This window comes from Azohydromonas lata NBRC 102462 (assembly GCF_001571085.1).
In the GTDB taxonomy this organism is placed as follows: Bacteria; Pseudomonadota; Gammaproteobacteria; order Burkholderiales; family Burkholderiaceae_C; genus Azohydromonas; species Azohydromonas lata.
The window spans coordinates 1-15,027 of the sequence record NZ_BCTC01000139.1 but is presented as its reverse complement, the minus strand read 5'-3'; the positions used below and the strand labels follow the sequence as shown (position 1 = coordinate 15,027).

Here is a 15,027-nt window from a genome sequence, read left to right as displayed (position 1 = left end):
CTTTGGGTTTCGCTTCCCCTGCCGCCCCCGGCATATTTCCCCCAGGACAATTGCGGAGGTTTATCCTAGGCTTAAAAGGATAAATATCCTGCCCACCCAGATAAGCCCTACCGCCTGTTTGAACGTATCATGCCCACCATGGTTGCATGATTCTTCTCCGCAACTTTCGCAGTTTCCCGGTTTTATTTCAATTTCCGCCGCTGAAAAACAGTACGGACGCGAACACCAATATTCCAGGGAGGGAAACCATGGCTGCATCGGCTCAAACCAGCAAGGCCAAAATAGCGGACGATGGGCTGCACTACAACAGCAAGCCCGCCGGCTCCATGTTTGCCAAGCCGGGCCAAGGGGGTTATTCAAACAAGACGATGTCGTGCTTCTTCTGCGGCGTCCACAGGACGCTGGATGAATTGACCACCAGGAAAATTCTTGGCCGCAATTCCAAGGTGTGCAGCGTGGACTGCCGCAAAAAGGGTTGATTGCGGAATTTTTACCGAGGGAAAATTGCCATGCAGAACATCCTGATACTGGAAGACATTCCGCAGATCCGCACCTGGCTGAAATGCACGGTGTCCGAGCTGTTCCCCGAGGCCAGCATTTCCGAAAGCAGCCGCGTCCAGGACGCCAAGGGTTTGCTGAGCGTTTTCAGCTTCGACCTGGCCCTTATTGACCTGGGTTTGCCCGACGGGTCGGGCATAGAGGTGGTGACCGCGCTGCGGGAGCAGCAGCCGCAGTCGCAGTCGGTGGTCGTGACCATCCACGACGACGACGAGCACCTCTTCCCCGCACTGCAGGCCGGCGCCTACGGCTACGTGCTCAAGGAGCAGGCGCGCGAGCTGGTGAGCGAGCAGCTCAAGCGCATCACCCAGGGCGAGCCGCCGCTGTCGCCCTCCATCGCGCGCCGCGTGATGGCCTACTTCGCGTCGCTGCCCAAGCCGGAGACGGACCTCATCCCCCACGTCAAGCTCAGCGAGCGCGAAAGCGACGTGCTGCTGCGCGTGGCCAAGGGCTTCACCTTGCCGGAGATCGCGGTGCAGTTGCACCTGTCGCGGCACACGATCGCCGACTACGTCAAGCAGATCTACCGCAAGCTCAACGTGAACTCCCGCGCCGAGGCCGCGCTGGAAGCCCAACGCCTGGGCCTCTTCGGCCGCAATCCCAACCCGCTCATGCCCATGCACATGTCCATGCCGCGCTGAGCGGCATGGTGCGCGGCCCGCGTCAGACCGCCACGGTCTGGCGCACCGCGTGCTCCCAGCGCTCCATGCGCGCCTGCGCTTCCGAGCGCTCCATGGTCGGCAGAAAGCGCCGCTCGGCCTGCCACTGCTGCGCCAGCTCCCCGATGCCCTTCCACACGCCCGTGGCCAGTCCGGCCAGGTAAGCCGCGCCCAGCGCGGTGGTCTCGATCACGCGCGGGCGCACCACCGGGATGCCCAGCAGGTCGGACTGGAACTGCATCAGCAAATCGTTGACGCAGGCGCCGCCATCCACGCGCAGCTCGCTCACCGGCACGCCGCCGGCGGCGGCCACGTCGCGGTTCATGGCCTGCAGCAGCGCAGCGCTCTGGAAGGCAATGGACTCCAGCGCCGCGCGCGCGAGGTGCGCCACCGTGCTGCCGCGCGTCAGGCCCACGATGGCACCCTGCGCGTTGGCGTTCCAGTAGGGCGCGCCCAAGCCGGTGAAGGCCGGGACGAACATCACCCCGCCGGAGTCCGGCACGCTCTGCGCCAGCGACTGCACCTCCGCGCTGGCCTGGATCGCCTTGAGCCCGTCGCGCAGCCACTGCACCACCGCGCCGCCTATGAACACGCTGCCCTCCTGCGCGTATTGCGGCGCCACGGTGGGCTGCGCGGCGCTGGTGGCGATCAGCCCGTTGCTGCTGGGCTGGAAGCTGCCGCCCGTGTGCATGAGCATGAAACAGCCCGTGCCATAGGTGTTCTTGGCCATCCCGGCCTGGAAGCAGGCCTGGCCGAAGAGGGCGCTTTGCTGGTCCCCGGCCATGCCGCCAATGGGCAGGGAAGCACCCAGCAGCGCCGCGTCCGTCTCGCCGAACATGTGGCTGCTCGGGTGCACCGCGGGCAGCAGGCTGGCGGGCACGTCCAGCACGTTCAGCAGCGCCTCGTCCCACGCATTGCTGCGGACGTCGAACAGCATGGTGCGCGAGGCATTGCTCACGTCCGTGGCGTGCACGCGGCCACCCGTGAGCTTCCACAGCAGCCAGCTGTCCACGGTGCCGAAGGCCAGCTCGCCGCGCTGCGCGGCCTCGCGCGCACCGGGCACGTTGTGAAGAATCCAGTGGATCTTGGTGCCGGCGAAGTAGGCGTCGATGATCAGCCCGGTGGTCTGGCGCACGCGCTCGGCATGTCCTTGCTCGCGCAACCAGGCACACAGCGGCTCGGCGCGGCGGTCCTGCCACACGATGGCGTTGTGCACCGGCTCGCCGGTGCGGCGGTTCCACACCACGGTGGTCTCGCGCTGGTTGGTGATGCCAATGGCTTTCACTTGCGCGGCCGTGATGCTCGCGCGCTGCAGCGCCTCGCGGGCCGTGTCGAGCTGCGTTTGCCACAGCTCCCGCGGGTCATGCTCCACCCAGCCGGGCTGCGGATAAAGCTGCCGAAACTCGCGTTGCGCCATCGCGACGATGCGTCCCTCGACGTCGAAGACGATGCTGCGCGAGCTGGAAGTGCCCTGGTCCAGGGCCAGCAGGTAGCTCATGGAAAAGCCCCGTGGTGTGTTGTTCGTCGGCCGTAATGCGGGGCCGCGGCCAGCCCCGTTGTCTCTTTGCCCGTCGTCGCTGATGTACTGCTGATTTACGGCTGACCTATTTGACGCCGGCCTATTTGGCAATTTCCACCTGCACGCCGGCGTCGGCCAGCAGGGACGGAAAAGGCTCAGGCGGCAGCTTGTCGGTGAAGACCAGGCTGAGCTGGTCGATGCGGCCCAGCTCCACCATGGCCGGCCGGTTGAACTTGCCGTGGTCGGCCACCAGCCAGACCTCGCGGCTTTGCTCGATGATGGCCCGCGCCACCTGCACCTCGCGGATGTCGAAATCGCGCAGCGAGCCGTCGGCCTCGATGCCCGAGATGCCGATGAGGCCGATGTCCACCTTGAACTGCCGTATCAGCTCCACGGCCGCCGCGCCGATGATGCCGCGGTCCTTGTGCCGAACCAGCCCGCCGGCAACGATGACTTCGCACTCCGGGTTGTCGGCCAGGATGGCCGCCACGTTGAGGTTGTTCGTGATCACGCGCAGCCCGCGGTGCTGCAGCAGCTCGCGCGCCACGGCCTCCACCGTGGTGCCGATGTTCATCAGCAAGGAGCTGCCGTTGGGCACGGCCTGCGCCACCGCGCGGGCGATGCGGCGCTTCTCGTCCGCATTGAGCGCCTCGCGCTGGCGGTAGGCCAGGTTCTCGGTGGTGGAGGTCGGCAACCTCACGCCGCCATGGAAGCGCGACACCAGCCCCGCCGCGGCCATCAGCTTCACGTCGCGCCGCACCGTCTGCAGCGTCACGCCGAAGCGCTCGGCCAGCTCCTCCACGGTCGCGCTGCCACGGGAGCGCACTTCGGCAAGCAATTCGGTTTGGCGCGGGTTCGGATTCATCGGGGCGCGAGCATAAACGAAGGCAAAACGAACAGTTTTGCGGGTAAACGATGACGCGTTTTCCCGGAATTTCCGCTTACAACGAAAAAAAGGAACATCAATCGAACACCAACGAAAGCAGCCACGCGCTGCTTTCTCCTTTCCCGGAGCAAGTTCCCCGTGCCTGCCGCCGTACCGCCCATCCCCTGCGCCGGCGCCCACCGCGGCGACTGCGACGTGCTGGTCGTGGGCGGCGGCATCAACGGCTGCGGCATCGCGCGCGACCTGGCCGGCCGCGGCTGGCGCGTGCTGCTGGTGGAGGCGGACGACCTGGCCTCGCACACCTCGTCCTCGTCCACCAAGCTCATACACGGTGGGCTGCGCTACCTGGAGTACCACGAGTTCGCCTTGGTGCGAAAGGCGCTGCAGGAGCGCGAGGTGCTGCTCAAGAGCGCCCCGCACATCATGTGGCCGCTGCGCTTCGTGATGCCGCACGACCCGGGCATGCGCCCGGCCTGGCTGATCCGCGTGGGCCTGTTCCTCTACGACCACCTGGCCCGCCGCGAGGTGCTGCCCGGCTCCGAGGGCGTGGACCTGCGCCGGCACCCCGCCGGCGCCGTGCTCAAGCCGGCGTTCACCCAGGGCTTCATTTACTCCGACGGCTGGGTGGACGACGCCCGGCTGGTGCTGCTCAACGCGCTGGACGCCGTGGACCACGGCGCCACCGTGCTCACCCGCACCCGCTGCACGCAGGCGCAGCGCAGCCCGCAAGGCTGGACGGCGCGACTGCGCGATGCGGATGGCTGCGAGCGCGAGGTGCGCGCCCGCGCCCTGGTCAACGCCGCGGGCCCTTGGGCGGAAAGTTTCCTGCGCACCAACGCCCGGCCCGCCGGCAGCGAGACGCTGGCCACCAAGAGCCTGCGCCTGGTCAAGGGCAGCCACATCGTGGTGCCGCGCAGCGCCACGCCGGGCTGGGACCACGACCACGCCTACATTTTCCAGAACCCGGACAAGCGCATCATCTTCGCCATTCCCTACGAGGGCGACTTCACGCTCATAGGGACCACGGACCAGGAGCTGCAAGGCGACCCGCGCAACGCGCGCATCGGCGAGGACGAGATCGCCTACCTCTGCGCCCAGGCCAGCCGCTACTTCCGCCAGCCCATCACGCCCGCCGACGTGGCGTGGACCTACGCCGGCGTGCGCCCGCTGCTGGACGACGCCTCGGGCAACCCCTCTGCCGTCACGCGCGACTACCTGCTGGAAACCAACACCGAGGCCGCGCCGCTGCTGAGCGTGTGGGGCGGCAAGATCACCACCTTCCGCAAGCTCGCCGAGGACGCCGCCGCCGACGTGGGCCGCATGTTGGGCGAGGCCCGCAAGCCCTGGACCGAAGGCGCCTACCTGCCCGGCGGCGACCTGCGCCCCTGGATTGGCGAGCCGCGCCGCCCGGACATCGACTTCGAACGTTTCGTCTCGGTCGTGTGCCAGCGCTACCCGTGGCTCACGGCCGGCCTGGCGCAGCGCCTGGCTCGTGCCTACGGCAGCCGCCTGGACCGCGTGCTGGGCGGCGCGCGCCACCTCAGCGAGCTGGGGGCGGAAGTGGCACCCGGCCTGTACGAAGCCGAACTGCGCTACCTGCAGCGCGAGGAGTGGGCCCGCAGCGCCGACGACGTGCTGTGGCGCCGCAGCAAGCTGGGCTTGCATTTCAGCAACGAAGAACGAGAGCGAGTCGCCCGCTGGGCCGGCTGGACGGAGAAGAAGTAAGTGGACCGCAACCCAACGCCGCCGAGGGTCACATGCAACTGACCCTCGACCACATCACCAAGAAGGTCGGCGCGCAGACCTGGCTGTACGACACGACGCTGGCCCCGCGGCCCGGCGCCGTCACCGTGCTGCTGGGCGCCACGCAGGCCGGCAAGACCAGCCTCATGCGCCTCATGGCCGGGCTGGACAAGCCCAGCACCGGCCGCGTGCTGGTGGACGGCAGCGACGTCACCGGCGTGCCCGTGCGCGAGCGCAACGTGTCCATGGTCTACCAGCAGTTCATCAACTACCCGTCCATGACGGTGTTCGACAACATCGCCTCGCCGCTGAAGCTGCGCGGCGGCAGCGGCGCCGACGTCAAGCGCCGCGTGCAGGCGCTGGCCGACAAGCTGCACATCGCGCAGTTCTTGAACCGCCTGCCGGCCGAGCTTTCCGGCGGCCAGCAGCAGCGCGTGGCCCTGGCGCGGGCCCTGGCCAAGAACGCGCCGCTCATGCTGCTGGACGAGCCCCTGGTCAACCTGGACTACAAGCTGCGCGAGGAGTTGCGCGAGGAACTGGCGCAGCTCTTCGCCACCGGCGACTCCACCGTGGTCTACGCCACCACCGAGCCCGGCGAAGCGCTGCTGCTGGGTGGCTGGACCGCCGTGATGGATGCCGGCGAAGTCCTTCAGTACGGGCCGACGGCCGAGGTCTTCCACGCCCCCAGCTCCGTGCGCGTGGCCCGCGCCTTCAGCGACCCGCCCATGAACCTGCTGAGCGCCGAAAGCGCCGAAGGCGGCGCCCGCCTGCGCGGCGGCCCGCTGCTGGCCATGGCGCTGCCGCCCAGCGCCACGCCCGCGCTCACCCTGGGCGTGCGCGCCAGCGCGCTGCGCGTGGCGCAGCGCCCAAGCGACGTGGCCCTGCCCGGCAGCGTGGAGCTGGCCGAAATATCCGGCTCCGACACCTTCGTGCACGTGCGCACCGCCGTGGGCGAGCTCGTCGCCCAACTCACCGGCGTGCACGACTTCACCTTGGGCAGCCCGCTGACGCTGTACCTGCACCCTTCGCAGGTGCACGTGTTCGACGAGGGCGGGGCGCTGGTCGCCGCCGCGCAACGCCGCGGAGGCCGGGCATGAGCGCCCCCGCCCGGCCGCTCCGAAGGGGGCGCTCCGTCCCGCATGGCCGGACCGCGCGTAGCGCGAGGGGGCACCAATGAGCCGCATCGACCTGGACCTCGCGCACGCCTACAGGCCCAACCCGAAGGAGGACGCCGACTACGCGCTGCTGCCCCTCAAGATGAGCTTCGAGGATGGCGGCGCCTACGCCTTGCTCGGCCCGTCGGGCTGCGGCAAGACCACCATGCTCAACATCATGTCCGGGCTGCTCATCCCGTCGCAGGGCAGCGTCACCTTCGACGGCCGGGACATGACCCGCGCCACGCCGCAGCAGCGCAACATCGCGCAGGTGTTCCAGTTCCCGGTCATCTACGACACCATGACCGTGGCCGAGAACCTCGCCTTCCCGCTGCGCAACCGCAAGGTGCCGGCGGCACAGATCAAGGCCCGCGTGGGCCAGATCGCCGAGATGCTGGAGATGAGCCACCAGCTCGACCTGCGCGCGGCCAACTTGAGCGCCGACCAGAAGCAAAAAATCTCGCTGGGCCGCGGCCTGGTGCGCCCCGACGTGTCCGCCGTGCTCTTCGACGAGCCGCTCACCGTCATCGACCCGCACCTGAAATGGCAGCTCCGCCGCAAGCTCAAGCAGATTCACCATGAACTGAAACTCACGCTGATCTACGTGACGCACGACCAGGTCGAGGCGCTGACCTTCGCCGACCACGTGGTGGTCATGACCCGCGGCAAGGTCGTGCAGATGGGCACGCCGGACGCGCTGTTCGAGCGCCCCGCGCACACCTTCGTGGGCCATTTCATCGGCTCGCCGGGCATGAATTTCTTACCTGCCAGCCAGCAGGGCGACAGCCTGCTCGTCGCGGGCATGCCGCTCACGCGCACCAACGGGCGGGGGCTGCCGCAAGGCGAGCTAACCCTGGGCATACGGCCCGAATACCTGGCCCTGGCGCCCGCGAGCGCCGACGCCTGCCTCAGCGCCACCGTGCGCCAGGTGCAGGACATAGGCACCTACGTGCTGGTGAGCTGCGAGGCCATGGGCCACAAGCTCAAGGCACGGCTGGCGCCGGACGCCACGGCGCCGGCCGTGGGCGACACGGTGGGCCTGCGCGTGCTGGACCGCCACACCTGTTTCTACCGCAACGAGGAGCTGGTCGCATGAGCGCGCAGACCAAGCCCGTGAACCAGAAGGCCTGGTTCCTCATCCTGCCCGTGTTCATCTGCGTGGCCTTCTCGGCCATCCTGCCGCTGATGACGGTGGTGAACTACTCGGTGCAGGACATCATCTCGCCGGAGCGGCGCGTGTTCGTCGGCACCGAATGGTTCGCCGCCGTGATGCGCGACGAAGAGCTGCATGCCGCCCTCTGGAACCAGTTGCGCTTCTCCATGGCCGTGCTGGCCGTGGAGCTGCCGCTGGGCATCGCGCTGGCGCTGGCCATGCCGGCCACGGGCTGGCGGGCCTCGGCCACGCTGGTGATCGTGGCGCTGTCGCTGCTCATCCCCTGGAACGTCGTGGGCACCATCTGGCAGATCTTCGGCCGCGCCGACATCGGCCTCATGGGCGCGGCGCTGCAGCGGCTGGGCATCGACTACAACTACACGGGCGACGCCACCCACGCCTGGCTCACCGTGCTGCTCATGGACGTGTGGCACTGGACGCCGCTGGTGGCGCTGCTGGCCTACGCGGGCTTGCGCTCCATCCCCGACGCCTACTACCAGGCCGCCCGCATCGACGGCGCCAGCAAGCTCGCGGTGCTGCGCTACATCCAGTTGCCCAAGATGCGCGGCGTGCTCATGATCGCCGTGCTGCTGCGCTTCATGGACAGCTTCATGATCTACACCGAGCCTTTCGTCCTCACCGGCGGCGGCCCCGGCAACGCCACCACCTTCCTGAGCCAGTACCTCACGCAAAAGGCCGTGGGCCAGTTCGACCTGGGGCCCGCCGCCGCCTTCTCGCTCATCTACTTCCTCATCATCCTGTTGTTCTGCTTCGTCCTCTACAACTGGATGCAGCGCCTGGGCCAGGCCGGCCAGGAGGTCCCCCATGACTGAGCCGCGCCTGCGCAAGCGCTCCCTGTTCCTCGCGCTCTACCTCGTCTTCGCCCTGCTGCCCATCTACTGGATGGTCAACATGAGCTTCAAGACCAACGAGGAAATTCTCTCCAGCTTCAGCCTGCTGCCGCAGCACTTCACCTGGGCCAACTACGCCACCATCTTCACCGACCCGTCCTGGTACTCCGGCTACATCAACAGCCTGATCTACGTGGCCATCAACACCGTGATCGCCATCACCGTGGCGCTGCCCGCGGCCTATGCCTTCAGCCGCTACAGCTTCCTGGGCGACAAGCACGTCTTCTTCTGGCTGCTGACCAACCGCATGACGCCGCCGGCCGTGTTCCTGCTGCCCTTCTTCCAGCTCTACACCACCGTTGGGCTGATGGACACGCACATCGCCGTCGCGCTGGCACACCTGCTGTTCAACGTGCCGCTGGCGGTGTGGATCCTGGAAGGCTTCATGAGCGGCATCCCGCGCGAGCTCGACGAGACGGCCTACATCGACGGCTACAGCTTCCCGCGCTTCTTCCTGACCGTCTTCCTGCCGCTCATCAAGGCCGGCGTGGGCGTGGCCGCCTTCTTCTGCTTCATGTTCTCGTGGGTGGAGCTGCTGCTGGCGCGCACGCTCACCAGCGTCAACGCCAAGCCCATCGTCGCCACCATGACGCGCACCGTCAGCGCCAGCGGCATGGACTGGGCGACGCTGGCCGCCGCCGGCGTGCTCACCATCGTTCCCGGCGCGGTGGTCATCTGGTTCGTGCGCCACTACATCGCGAAGGGCTTCGCGATGGGCCGCGTTTGAGGAGTCGCCGCCATGTTCGACTGGATGGTCTGGACCACCCCCGTGGCCGTGTTCTTCACTTGCATCGCGCTGATGCTGGTGGGCATGACGGTGTGGGAGATCAAGTCGCCCACGACCTTGCGCAAGGGCTTTTTGCCCATTGCCACCACGCGCGGTGACCGCCTCTTCATCGGCCTGCTCACCGCGGCCTACATCAACCTGGCCTTCGTGGGCCTGGGCGAGAAGTTCACCCAATGGTTCTCGCTGAGCGAGGAGCCCAGCGTGTGGATCGGCTTCGTGCTGTCCATGGCCGTGCTGGCGCTGGTCATGCGCAAGGGCTGAGCCGCTTCAGCTCCAACACCTCACTCCCAAGGCTTCACGGCCCGGTGCTGCCCCGGGGCCGCGCGCCAGCCAACACACTCGGGGCAGCGTCGCAACCGCCACACCATCAACGAGACGAGGAGACGCAACATGAAGATGCGCTACACCGCACTGGCCCTGGCCGCCGCCGCCGCGCTGGGCAGCCACGCCGCCTGGGCCGACGAGGCCGCGGCCAAGAAATGGATAGACGCCGAGTTCCAGCCCTCCACGCTGAACAAGGACCAGCAGATGGCCGAGATGAAGTGGTTCATCGAGGCGGCCAACAAGCTCAAGGCCAAGGGCGTGAAGGAAATCTCCGTCGTCTCGGAAACCATCACCACCCACGAGTACGAGTCCAAGACCCTGGCCAAGGCCTTCACCGAGATCACCGGCATCACCGTCAAGCACGACCTCATCCAGGAAGGCGACGTGGTGGAGAAGCTGCAGACCTCCATGCAGTCCGGCAAGAGCATCTACGACGGCTGGATCTCCGACTCCGACCTGATCGGCACCCACTACCGCTACGGCAAGATCATGAACCTCACCGACTACATGGCCGGTGCGGGCAAGGAGTGGACCAACCCGGGCCTGGACATCAAGGATTTCATCGGCACCAGCTTCACCACCGCGCCGGACGGCAAGCTCTACCAACTGCCTGACCAGCAGTTCGCCAACCTCTACTGGTTCCGCGCCGACCTGTTCGAGCGCAAGGACCTCAAGGACAAGTTCAAGGCCAAGTACGGCTACGACTTGGGCGTGCCGCTGAACTGGAGCGCCTACGAGGACATCGCCGAGTTCTTCACCAACGACGTCAAGCAGATCGACGGCAAGCCCATCTACGGCCACATGGACTACGGCAAGAAGGACCCCAGCCTGGGCTGGCGCTTCACCGACGCGTGGCTGTCCATGGCCGGCACGGCGGACAAGGGCATTCCCAACGGCATGCCGGTGGACGAGTGGGGCATCCGTGTCGCGGACGACAAGTGCACCCCCGTGGGCGCCTCGGTGGAGCGCGGCGGCGCCACCAACTCGCCCGCGGCCGTCTACGCGCTGACCAAGTACGTGGACTGGATGAAGAAGTACGCGCCCAAGGAAGCCACGGGCATGACCTTCGGCGAGGCCGGCCCCGTGCCCGCCCAAGGCCAGATCGCGCAGCAGATCTTCTGGTACACGGCCTTCACGGCCGACATGACCAAGAAGGGCCTGCCCGTGGTCAACGCCGACGGCACGCCCAAGTGGCGCATGGCGCCCGGACCCAACGGCCCGTACTGGAAGCAGGGCATGCAAAACGGCTACCAGGACGTGGGCTCTTGGACCTTCTTCAAGGGCCACGACGCCAACCGCACCGCTGCGGCCTGGCTGTACGCGCAGTTCGTGACGGCCAAGACCACCTCGCTGAAGAAGACGCTCACGGGCCTGACGCCCATCCGCGAGTCCGACATCCAGAGCAAGGCCATGACGGACATGGCCCCCAAGCTCGGCGGCCTGGTGGAGTTCTACCGCTCGCCCGCGCGCGTGGCCTGGACGCCCACGGGCACCAACGTGCCGGACTACCCCAAGCTGGCCCAACTGTGGTGGAAGAACGTGGCCCAGGCCGTGACCGGCGAGAAGACGCCGCAGGCCGCCATGGACACGCTGGCCAAGGAGATGGACGACGTGATGGCCCGCCTGGAGCGCGCCGGCATGGCCCAGTGCCCGCCCAAGCTCAACAAGAAGGAAGACCCCAAGAAGTGGCTCTCCGACAAGGGCGCGCCGTGGGCCAAGCTGGCCAACGAGAAGCCCAAGGGCGAAACCATCGCCTACCAGACGCTGCTGGACGCCTGGAAGGCGGGCAAGGTGCGCTGAGGCTTGCGGCGCCCCGCGCCTTGCACCTGGCGCCTGGATGAGCAAAGCCGCCCGCGGGCGGCTTTTTCATGGGCGAGGCGAGGGCGCTCGCGTCAGGCGCCGGCTTGCTGCACCGCCGACACCGCGGCGCGCAGGCCCAGCAGGTAGCTGTCCACGCCGAAGCCGGCGATCTGGCCGCGGGCGATCTCGGCGATCACGCTGGTGTGGCGGAAGGCTTCGCGCGCGTGGATGTTGGACATGTGCACTTCGATGATGGGGCACTTCAAGATGGCCAGCGCGTCGCGGATGCCGTAGCTGTAGTGCGTCCAGGCGCCGGCGTTGATGATCACGGCCTCGGTGCCGTCGGTGTGCGCGCGGTGGATGCGCTCGGCCATCTCGCCTTCGAAATTGGTCTGGAAGCACTCCACCTCCGCACCCAGCTCCTGGCCCAGCGCGCGAAGCTGGTCATCGATCTGCGCCAGCGTGGCCGTGCCGTACTGCTTGGGGTCGCGCTTGCCGAACATGTTCAGGTTGATGCCGTGCAGGGTGAGGATTTTCATGAGCCGTCCTTGGAAAAACCCGGCAGCTTAAACGCGCGCAACGCCGCCAACGTCCCGCATGCCGGTACGCCACGACGCGGCCGCCGGGAAAGCCTTGCGCTCGGTTACGGGTAAACCCTTATCGTCCGCGCGCTGCCCACCTGCCGGCTGCGCCCGCCTGCCCGCCGCTCTTTGCCCGCCCAAATGCTGAACATCCTCTCCATCACCGTACCCATCTACCTGCTCATCGGCCTGGGCTACCTGGCCGGGCTGCGCGGCTGGTTCACCAAGCCGGAGTCGCGGGTGCTTGGGCGCTTCGTCATACAGCTCGCGCTGCCGGCGCTGATGTTCCAGGCGCTGTCCTCGCGCCGGGTGGCAGAGATCCTCAACGGCCCCTTCCTGCTGTCCTACGCGGTGGGGTCGCTGGCGTCCATGGCGGTGGGCCTCGTGGTGGCGCGCAAGCTGCGGCGCCGCGGCATCGCGCTGAGCGCCTATTTCGGCCTGGGCATGAGCGCATCCAACAGCGGCTTCGTGGGCTACCCCATCGTGGTCCAGTTCCTGGGACCCGTCGCGGCGGTGGCCATGGCGCTGGCCATGCTGGTGGAGAACCTGGTGATGATTCCCGTGGCCGTGGCGCTGGCCGACGGCGACAACAGCTCCAAGGCCTGGGCCGCGACGCTGTGGCGCACGCTCAGGCGGCTGGCGGGCAACCCGCTCATCCTCTCCATCGTGGCGGGGCTGGCCATGTCGCTGCTGGGCCTGTCGCTGCCGCAGCCCGTGGCGCGCGCCGTGCAACTGCTGGCCAACGCCTCCAGCGCCGCGGCCCTGTTCGTCATCGGCTGCTCGCTGGTCGGCCTGCAACTGCGCGGCCGGCTCAGCGACATCGCCGGCGTCGCCCTGGGCAAGCTGCTGCTGCACCCGCTGCTGGTGCTGGCCATGCTGATGCTGCTGCCGCCCATCGAAGGCCCGCTGCGCGCCGCGGCCGTGGCCTTCGCGGCCATGCCCATGCTCAGCATCTACCCCATCCTGGCCCAGCGCCACGGCGAGGAAAGCTTCACCGCCGCCGTGCTGCTGCTGGCCACGCTGCTGTCCTTCATGACCATCAGCGTGTGGCTGTGGGCGCTCACGGCGGTGCTGGGCTGGGTGTGAGCAGCACAGCCAGCGGCCGTGGGCACGCAGGCTGCACGCCAACGCTGTCGCGCCGGCCACGGGCAGCGCCCAGAAGCCTGGGCGCCGGCAGGCGGGCAGTTTCACAAACCTAGAATCCCGGCCATGAAAAGCTTCACACACCGTCAGCTTGGTGCCCAAATCCTTCAGGCCCGGCTGGGAGACGCCGTCGAGCTGTTTTATTGCAGCCCGCTGGCGGACCGGTTCCAGGGCCCCGCGCGCGGCGGACTGCCGGTGCTGTTTCCGCAATTCGCCGAATACGGCCGGCTGGTCAAGCATGGTTTTGCCCGTGACATGGACTGGACGCTGCTGGAGCACGGCGCCAACGCGTCGTGCGAACGGCTGCATTACGTGCTGGAAGTGGCCCAGGGCGAATATCCCGGCTGGCCGCACGCCGCACGGCTGGAATTGAAGGCACAAGCCACGGCCGACGCCGTGGAATTCACCCTCACCGTGCTCAACACCGGCCCAAACGAATTCAGTTTCACGGGCGGCCTGCACTCGTATTTCGCCGTGGACGATCTGCTGGCCACCCAGGTGCTGGGCCTGCAGGGCTTGAAGGCCTCGGACCGCTACCGGCCGGAATTCAAGCGGCAGGACGAACCGGCCTTGAGCCTGCCGGATTCGATATTCGAGCGCCTGTACGACGGCGGCTCAGAGGTGGAATTGGTCTGCGGACAAAAGCGCCTGCGCCTGTCGGCCAGCGGATTCGACCAGTGGATGGTCTGGAACCCCGGCCGCGACGGCGCCCAAGCGCTCAAGGATTTGCCGGACGAGGACTGGCGCCAGTTCCTCTGCGTCGAGCCCGTGATCGTGTCGCGGCCGGTGCGGCTGGCGCCCGGCGAGAAATTCACCGGGCGGCTGCGCGTGGCCTTGGCCTGAAAACACCGCCGGCATGACCGCTCGTGCCAAGCGGGTGGAGCAATCGCCTGCGCCTCCGGCGACAGGCCATTGATCAAGCGGCATGACAGGTCGCGCGAAAGGGCGCGAAGTGAAAAACGAAAAATAGGGCTGCAGGCTGCTATGCGGCAAACCAGTCGGTCCAGCGCAGGCCGGCGATGGAGCTGAAGTCACGCACGTTGCGCGTCACGAGCGTGAGTCCCTGTGCAATGGCGATGGCAGCGATCTGCCCATCCACGAAAGGCAGCGGCCTGCCGGCGCGCTCCAGGTCGGCCCGCAGTTCGGCGTGCACGCGTGCGGCGCCAGCGTCATAGGGCAGCACGGGCAGCACGGACACCACGTCGGACAGGTAGCGGCCTATGGCGTCCTTGCGCTGGCCGTCGGGCATGCGCAGCCAGCCGTAACGCAGTTCATGCCACACGGGTGCCGGCACGGCCAGATCGGCCTGGTGCCGGACAAGGTTGTCCATCACGCGGGCGTTGGGCTGCACGCGCACGGCTTCGGACAGCACGTTAGTGTCCAGCAGCCAGGCCACAGAGGACGGCGATGGGCCGGGCGCCGACATGGCGCACCGGCCTCACAGCGGCCACTCGACGTCGCGGCCCGCACCGGCATCGCGCACGTCGGCGAAGGGGTCGCGCTCGTCCACACCGTCCACGTGCTCTGCCCGCCAATGCTGCAGCCGAGCGGCAAAGCCCTCGTGTTCCACCGCCAGGCGTTGGTACTGGCTCCACGACATGAGCACGCCCGCAGGCTGGCCACGGCGGGAAATCACGACGGGCTCCTGCGCACTTTCCGCTTCGCGCAGCGTATCGGCCAAATGGGCGCGGACGTCGGTCAAGGGCAGTGTCTGCATGCGGCTTCCCGGGGAAATCAAAGGTGGCCATCGATGCGGCCACGAAATGTACATTTCAATTGTACGGTTCGCGGCCTGCCGAGGACTTACAG

Annotated in this window: 16 protein-coding genes; 11 read left to right on the top strand and 5 right to left on the bottom strand. The window is 67.6% G+C overall.

From position 1 onward, the window contains the following. The first annotated feature begins 146 nt into the window (after positions 1-146). Positions 147-479, top strand: a complete 333-nt coding sequence (locus tag ALA01S_RS32345; RefSeq protein WP_238455986.1) for a hypothetical protein — start codon at positions 147-149, stop codon at positions 477-479. A gap of 30 nt (positions 480-509) precedes the next feature. Beyond that, a complete protein-coding gene (locus ALA01S_RS27820) occupies positions 510-1,199 on the top strand; it encodes a response regulator (RefSeq protein ID WP_066342523.1) in 690 nt (229 codons plus the stop codon). Between the two features lie 22 nt (positions 1,200-1,221). Here the strand turns inward: ALA01S_RS27820 and glpK are convergent, their stop codons facing one another. Then, on the bottom strand, positions 1,222-2,715 hold the full coding sequence (glpK, locus tag ALA01S_RS27815; protein ID WP_066342522.1) for a glycerol kinase GlpK: 1,494 nt from the start codon (positions 2,713-2,715) through the stop codon (positions 1,222-1,224). A gap of 121 nt (positions 2,716-2,836) precedes the next feature. After that, on the bottom strand, positions 2,837-3,601 hold the full coding sequence (locus ALA01S_RS27810) for a DeoR/GlpR family DNA-binding transcription regulator (RefSeq protein WP_066342521.1): 765 nt from the start codon (positions 3,599-3,601) through the stop codon (positions 2,837-2,839). Between the two features lie 159 nt (positions 3,602-3,760). Here ALA01S_RS27810 and glpD point away from each other — a divergent pair, with 159 nt between their 5' ends. From glpD to ALA01S_RS27775, 7 genes are all read left to right on the top strand, one after another. Then, on the top strand, positions 3,761-5,347 hold the full coding sequence (gene glpD / locus ALA01S_RS27805) for a glycerol-3-phosphate dehydrogenase (protein ID WP_066342520.1): 1,587 nt from the start codon (positions 3,761-3,763) through the stop codon (positions 5,345-5,347). A gap of 32 nt (positions 5,348-5,379) precedes the next feature. Continuing rightward, complete coding sequence (locus ALA01S_RS27800; RefSeq protein ID WP_066342519.1) at positions 5,380-6,462, top strand: ABC transporter ATP-binding protein; 1,083 nt, start codon at positions 5,380-5,382, stop codon at positions 6,460-6,462. Between the two features lie 76 nt (positions 6,463-6,538). Next, complete coding sequence (locus ALA01S_RS27795; RefSeq protein ID WP_066342518.1) at positions 6,539-7,615, top strand: ABC transporter ATP-binding protein; 1,077 nt, start codon at positions 6,539-6,541, stop codon at positions 7,613-7,615. Further along, complete coding sequence (locus tag ALA01S_RS27790; RefSeq protein ID WP_066342517.1) at positions 7,612-8,505, top strand: carbohydrate ABC transporter permease; 894 nt, start codon at positions 7,612-7,614, stop codon at positions 8,503-8,505. The genes ALA01S_RS27795 and ALA01S_RS27790 overlap by 4 nt, the downstream gene beginning before the upstream one ends. Continuing rightward, positions 8,498-9,310, top strand: coding sequence for a carbohydrate ABC transporter permease (locus tag ALA01S_RS27785; RefSeq protein WP_066342516.1), 813 nt, complete (start codon positions 8,498-8,500; stop codon positions 9,308-9,310). The genes ALA01S_RS27790 and ALA01S_RS27785 overlap by 8 nt, the downstream gene beginning before the upstream one ends. 12 nt (positions 9,311-9,322) lie before the next feature. Continuing rightward, positions 9,323-9,631, top strand: coding sequence for a DUF2160 domain-containing protein (locus ALA01S_RS27780; protein WP_066342515.1), 309 nt, complete (start codon positions 9,323-9,325; stop codon positions 9,629-9,631). 129 nt (positions 9,632-9,760) lie between these two features. Further along, entirely contained in the window at positions 9,761-11,494 is a 1,734-nt protein-coding gene (locus tag ALA01S_RS27775; RefSeq protein ID WP_066342514.1) for an ABC transporter substrate-binding protein, read from the top strand. A 92-nt stretch (positions 11,495-11,586) separates the two neighbouring features. Here ALA01S_RS27775 and aroQ read toward each other — a convergent pair whose 3' ends face one another. Next, positions 11,587-12,033, bottom strand: a complete 447-nt coding sequence (gene aroQ, locus ALA01S_RS27770) for a type II 3-dehydroquinate dehydratase (RefSeq protein ID WP_066342513.1) — start codon at positions 12,031-12,033, stop codon at positions 11,587-11,589. A gap of 183 nt (positions 12,034-12,216) precedes the next feature. Here aroQ and ALA01S_RS27765 point away from each other — a divergent pair, with 183 nt between their 5' ends. Further along, positions 12,217-13,161, top strand: a complete 945-nt coding sequence (locus tag ALA01S_RS27765; protein WP_066342512.1) for an AEC family transporter — start codon at positions 12,217-12,219, stop codon at positions 13,159-13,161. 123 nt (positions 13,162-13,284) lie between these two features. Further along, positions 13,285-14,061: an aldose epimerase family protein gene (locus ALA01S_RS27760; protein WP_066342511.1), complete on the top strand. Its 777-nt coding sequence runs from the start codon at positions 13,285-13,287 to the stop codon at positions 14,059-14,061. A gap of 139 nt (positions 14,062-14,200) precedes the next feature. Here ALA01S_RS27760 and ALA01S_RS27755 read toward each other — a convergent pair whose 3' ends face one another. Together ALA01S_RS27755 and ALA01S_RS27750 are read right to left on the bottom strand one after the other, a co-directional pair. After that, a complete protein-coding gene (locus ALA01S_RS27755) occupies positions 14,201-14,644 on the bottom strand; it encodes a type II toxin-antitoxin system VapC family toxin (RefSeq protein WP_066342510.1) in 444 nt (147 codons plus the stop codon). Positions 14,645-14,656: 12 nt separating this feature from the next. After that, complete coding sequence (locus ALA01S_RS27750; RefSeq protein WP_259375543.1) at positions 14,657-14,935, bottom strand: type II toxin-antitoxin system Phd/YefM family antitoxin; 279 nt, start codon at positions 14,933-14,935, stop codon at positions 14,657-14,659. Positions 14,936-15,027: the final 92 nt, after the last annotated feature.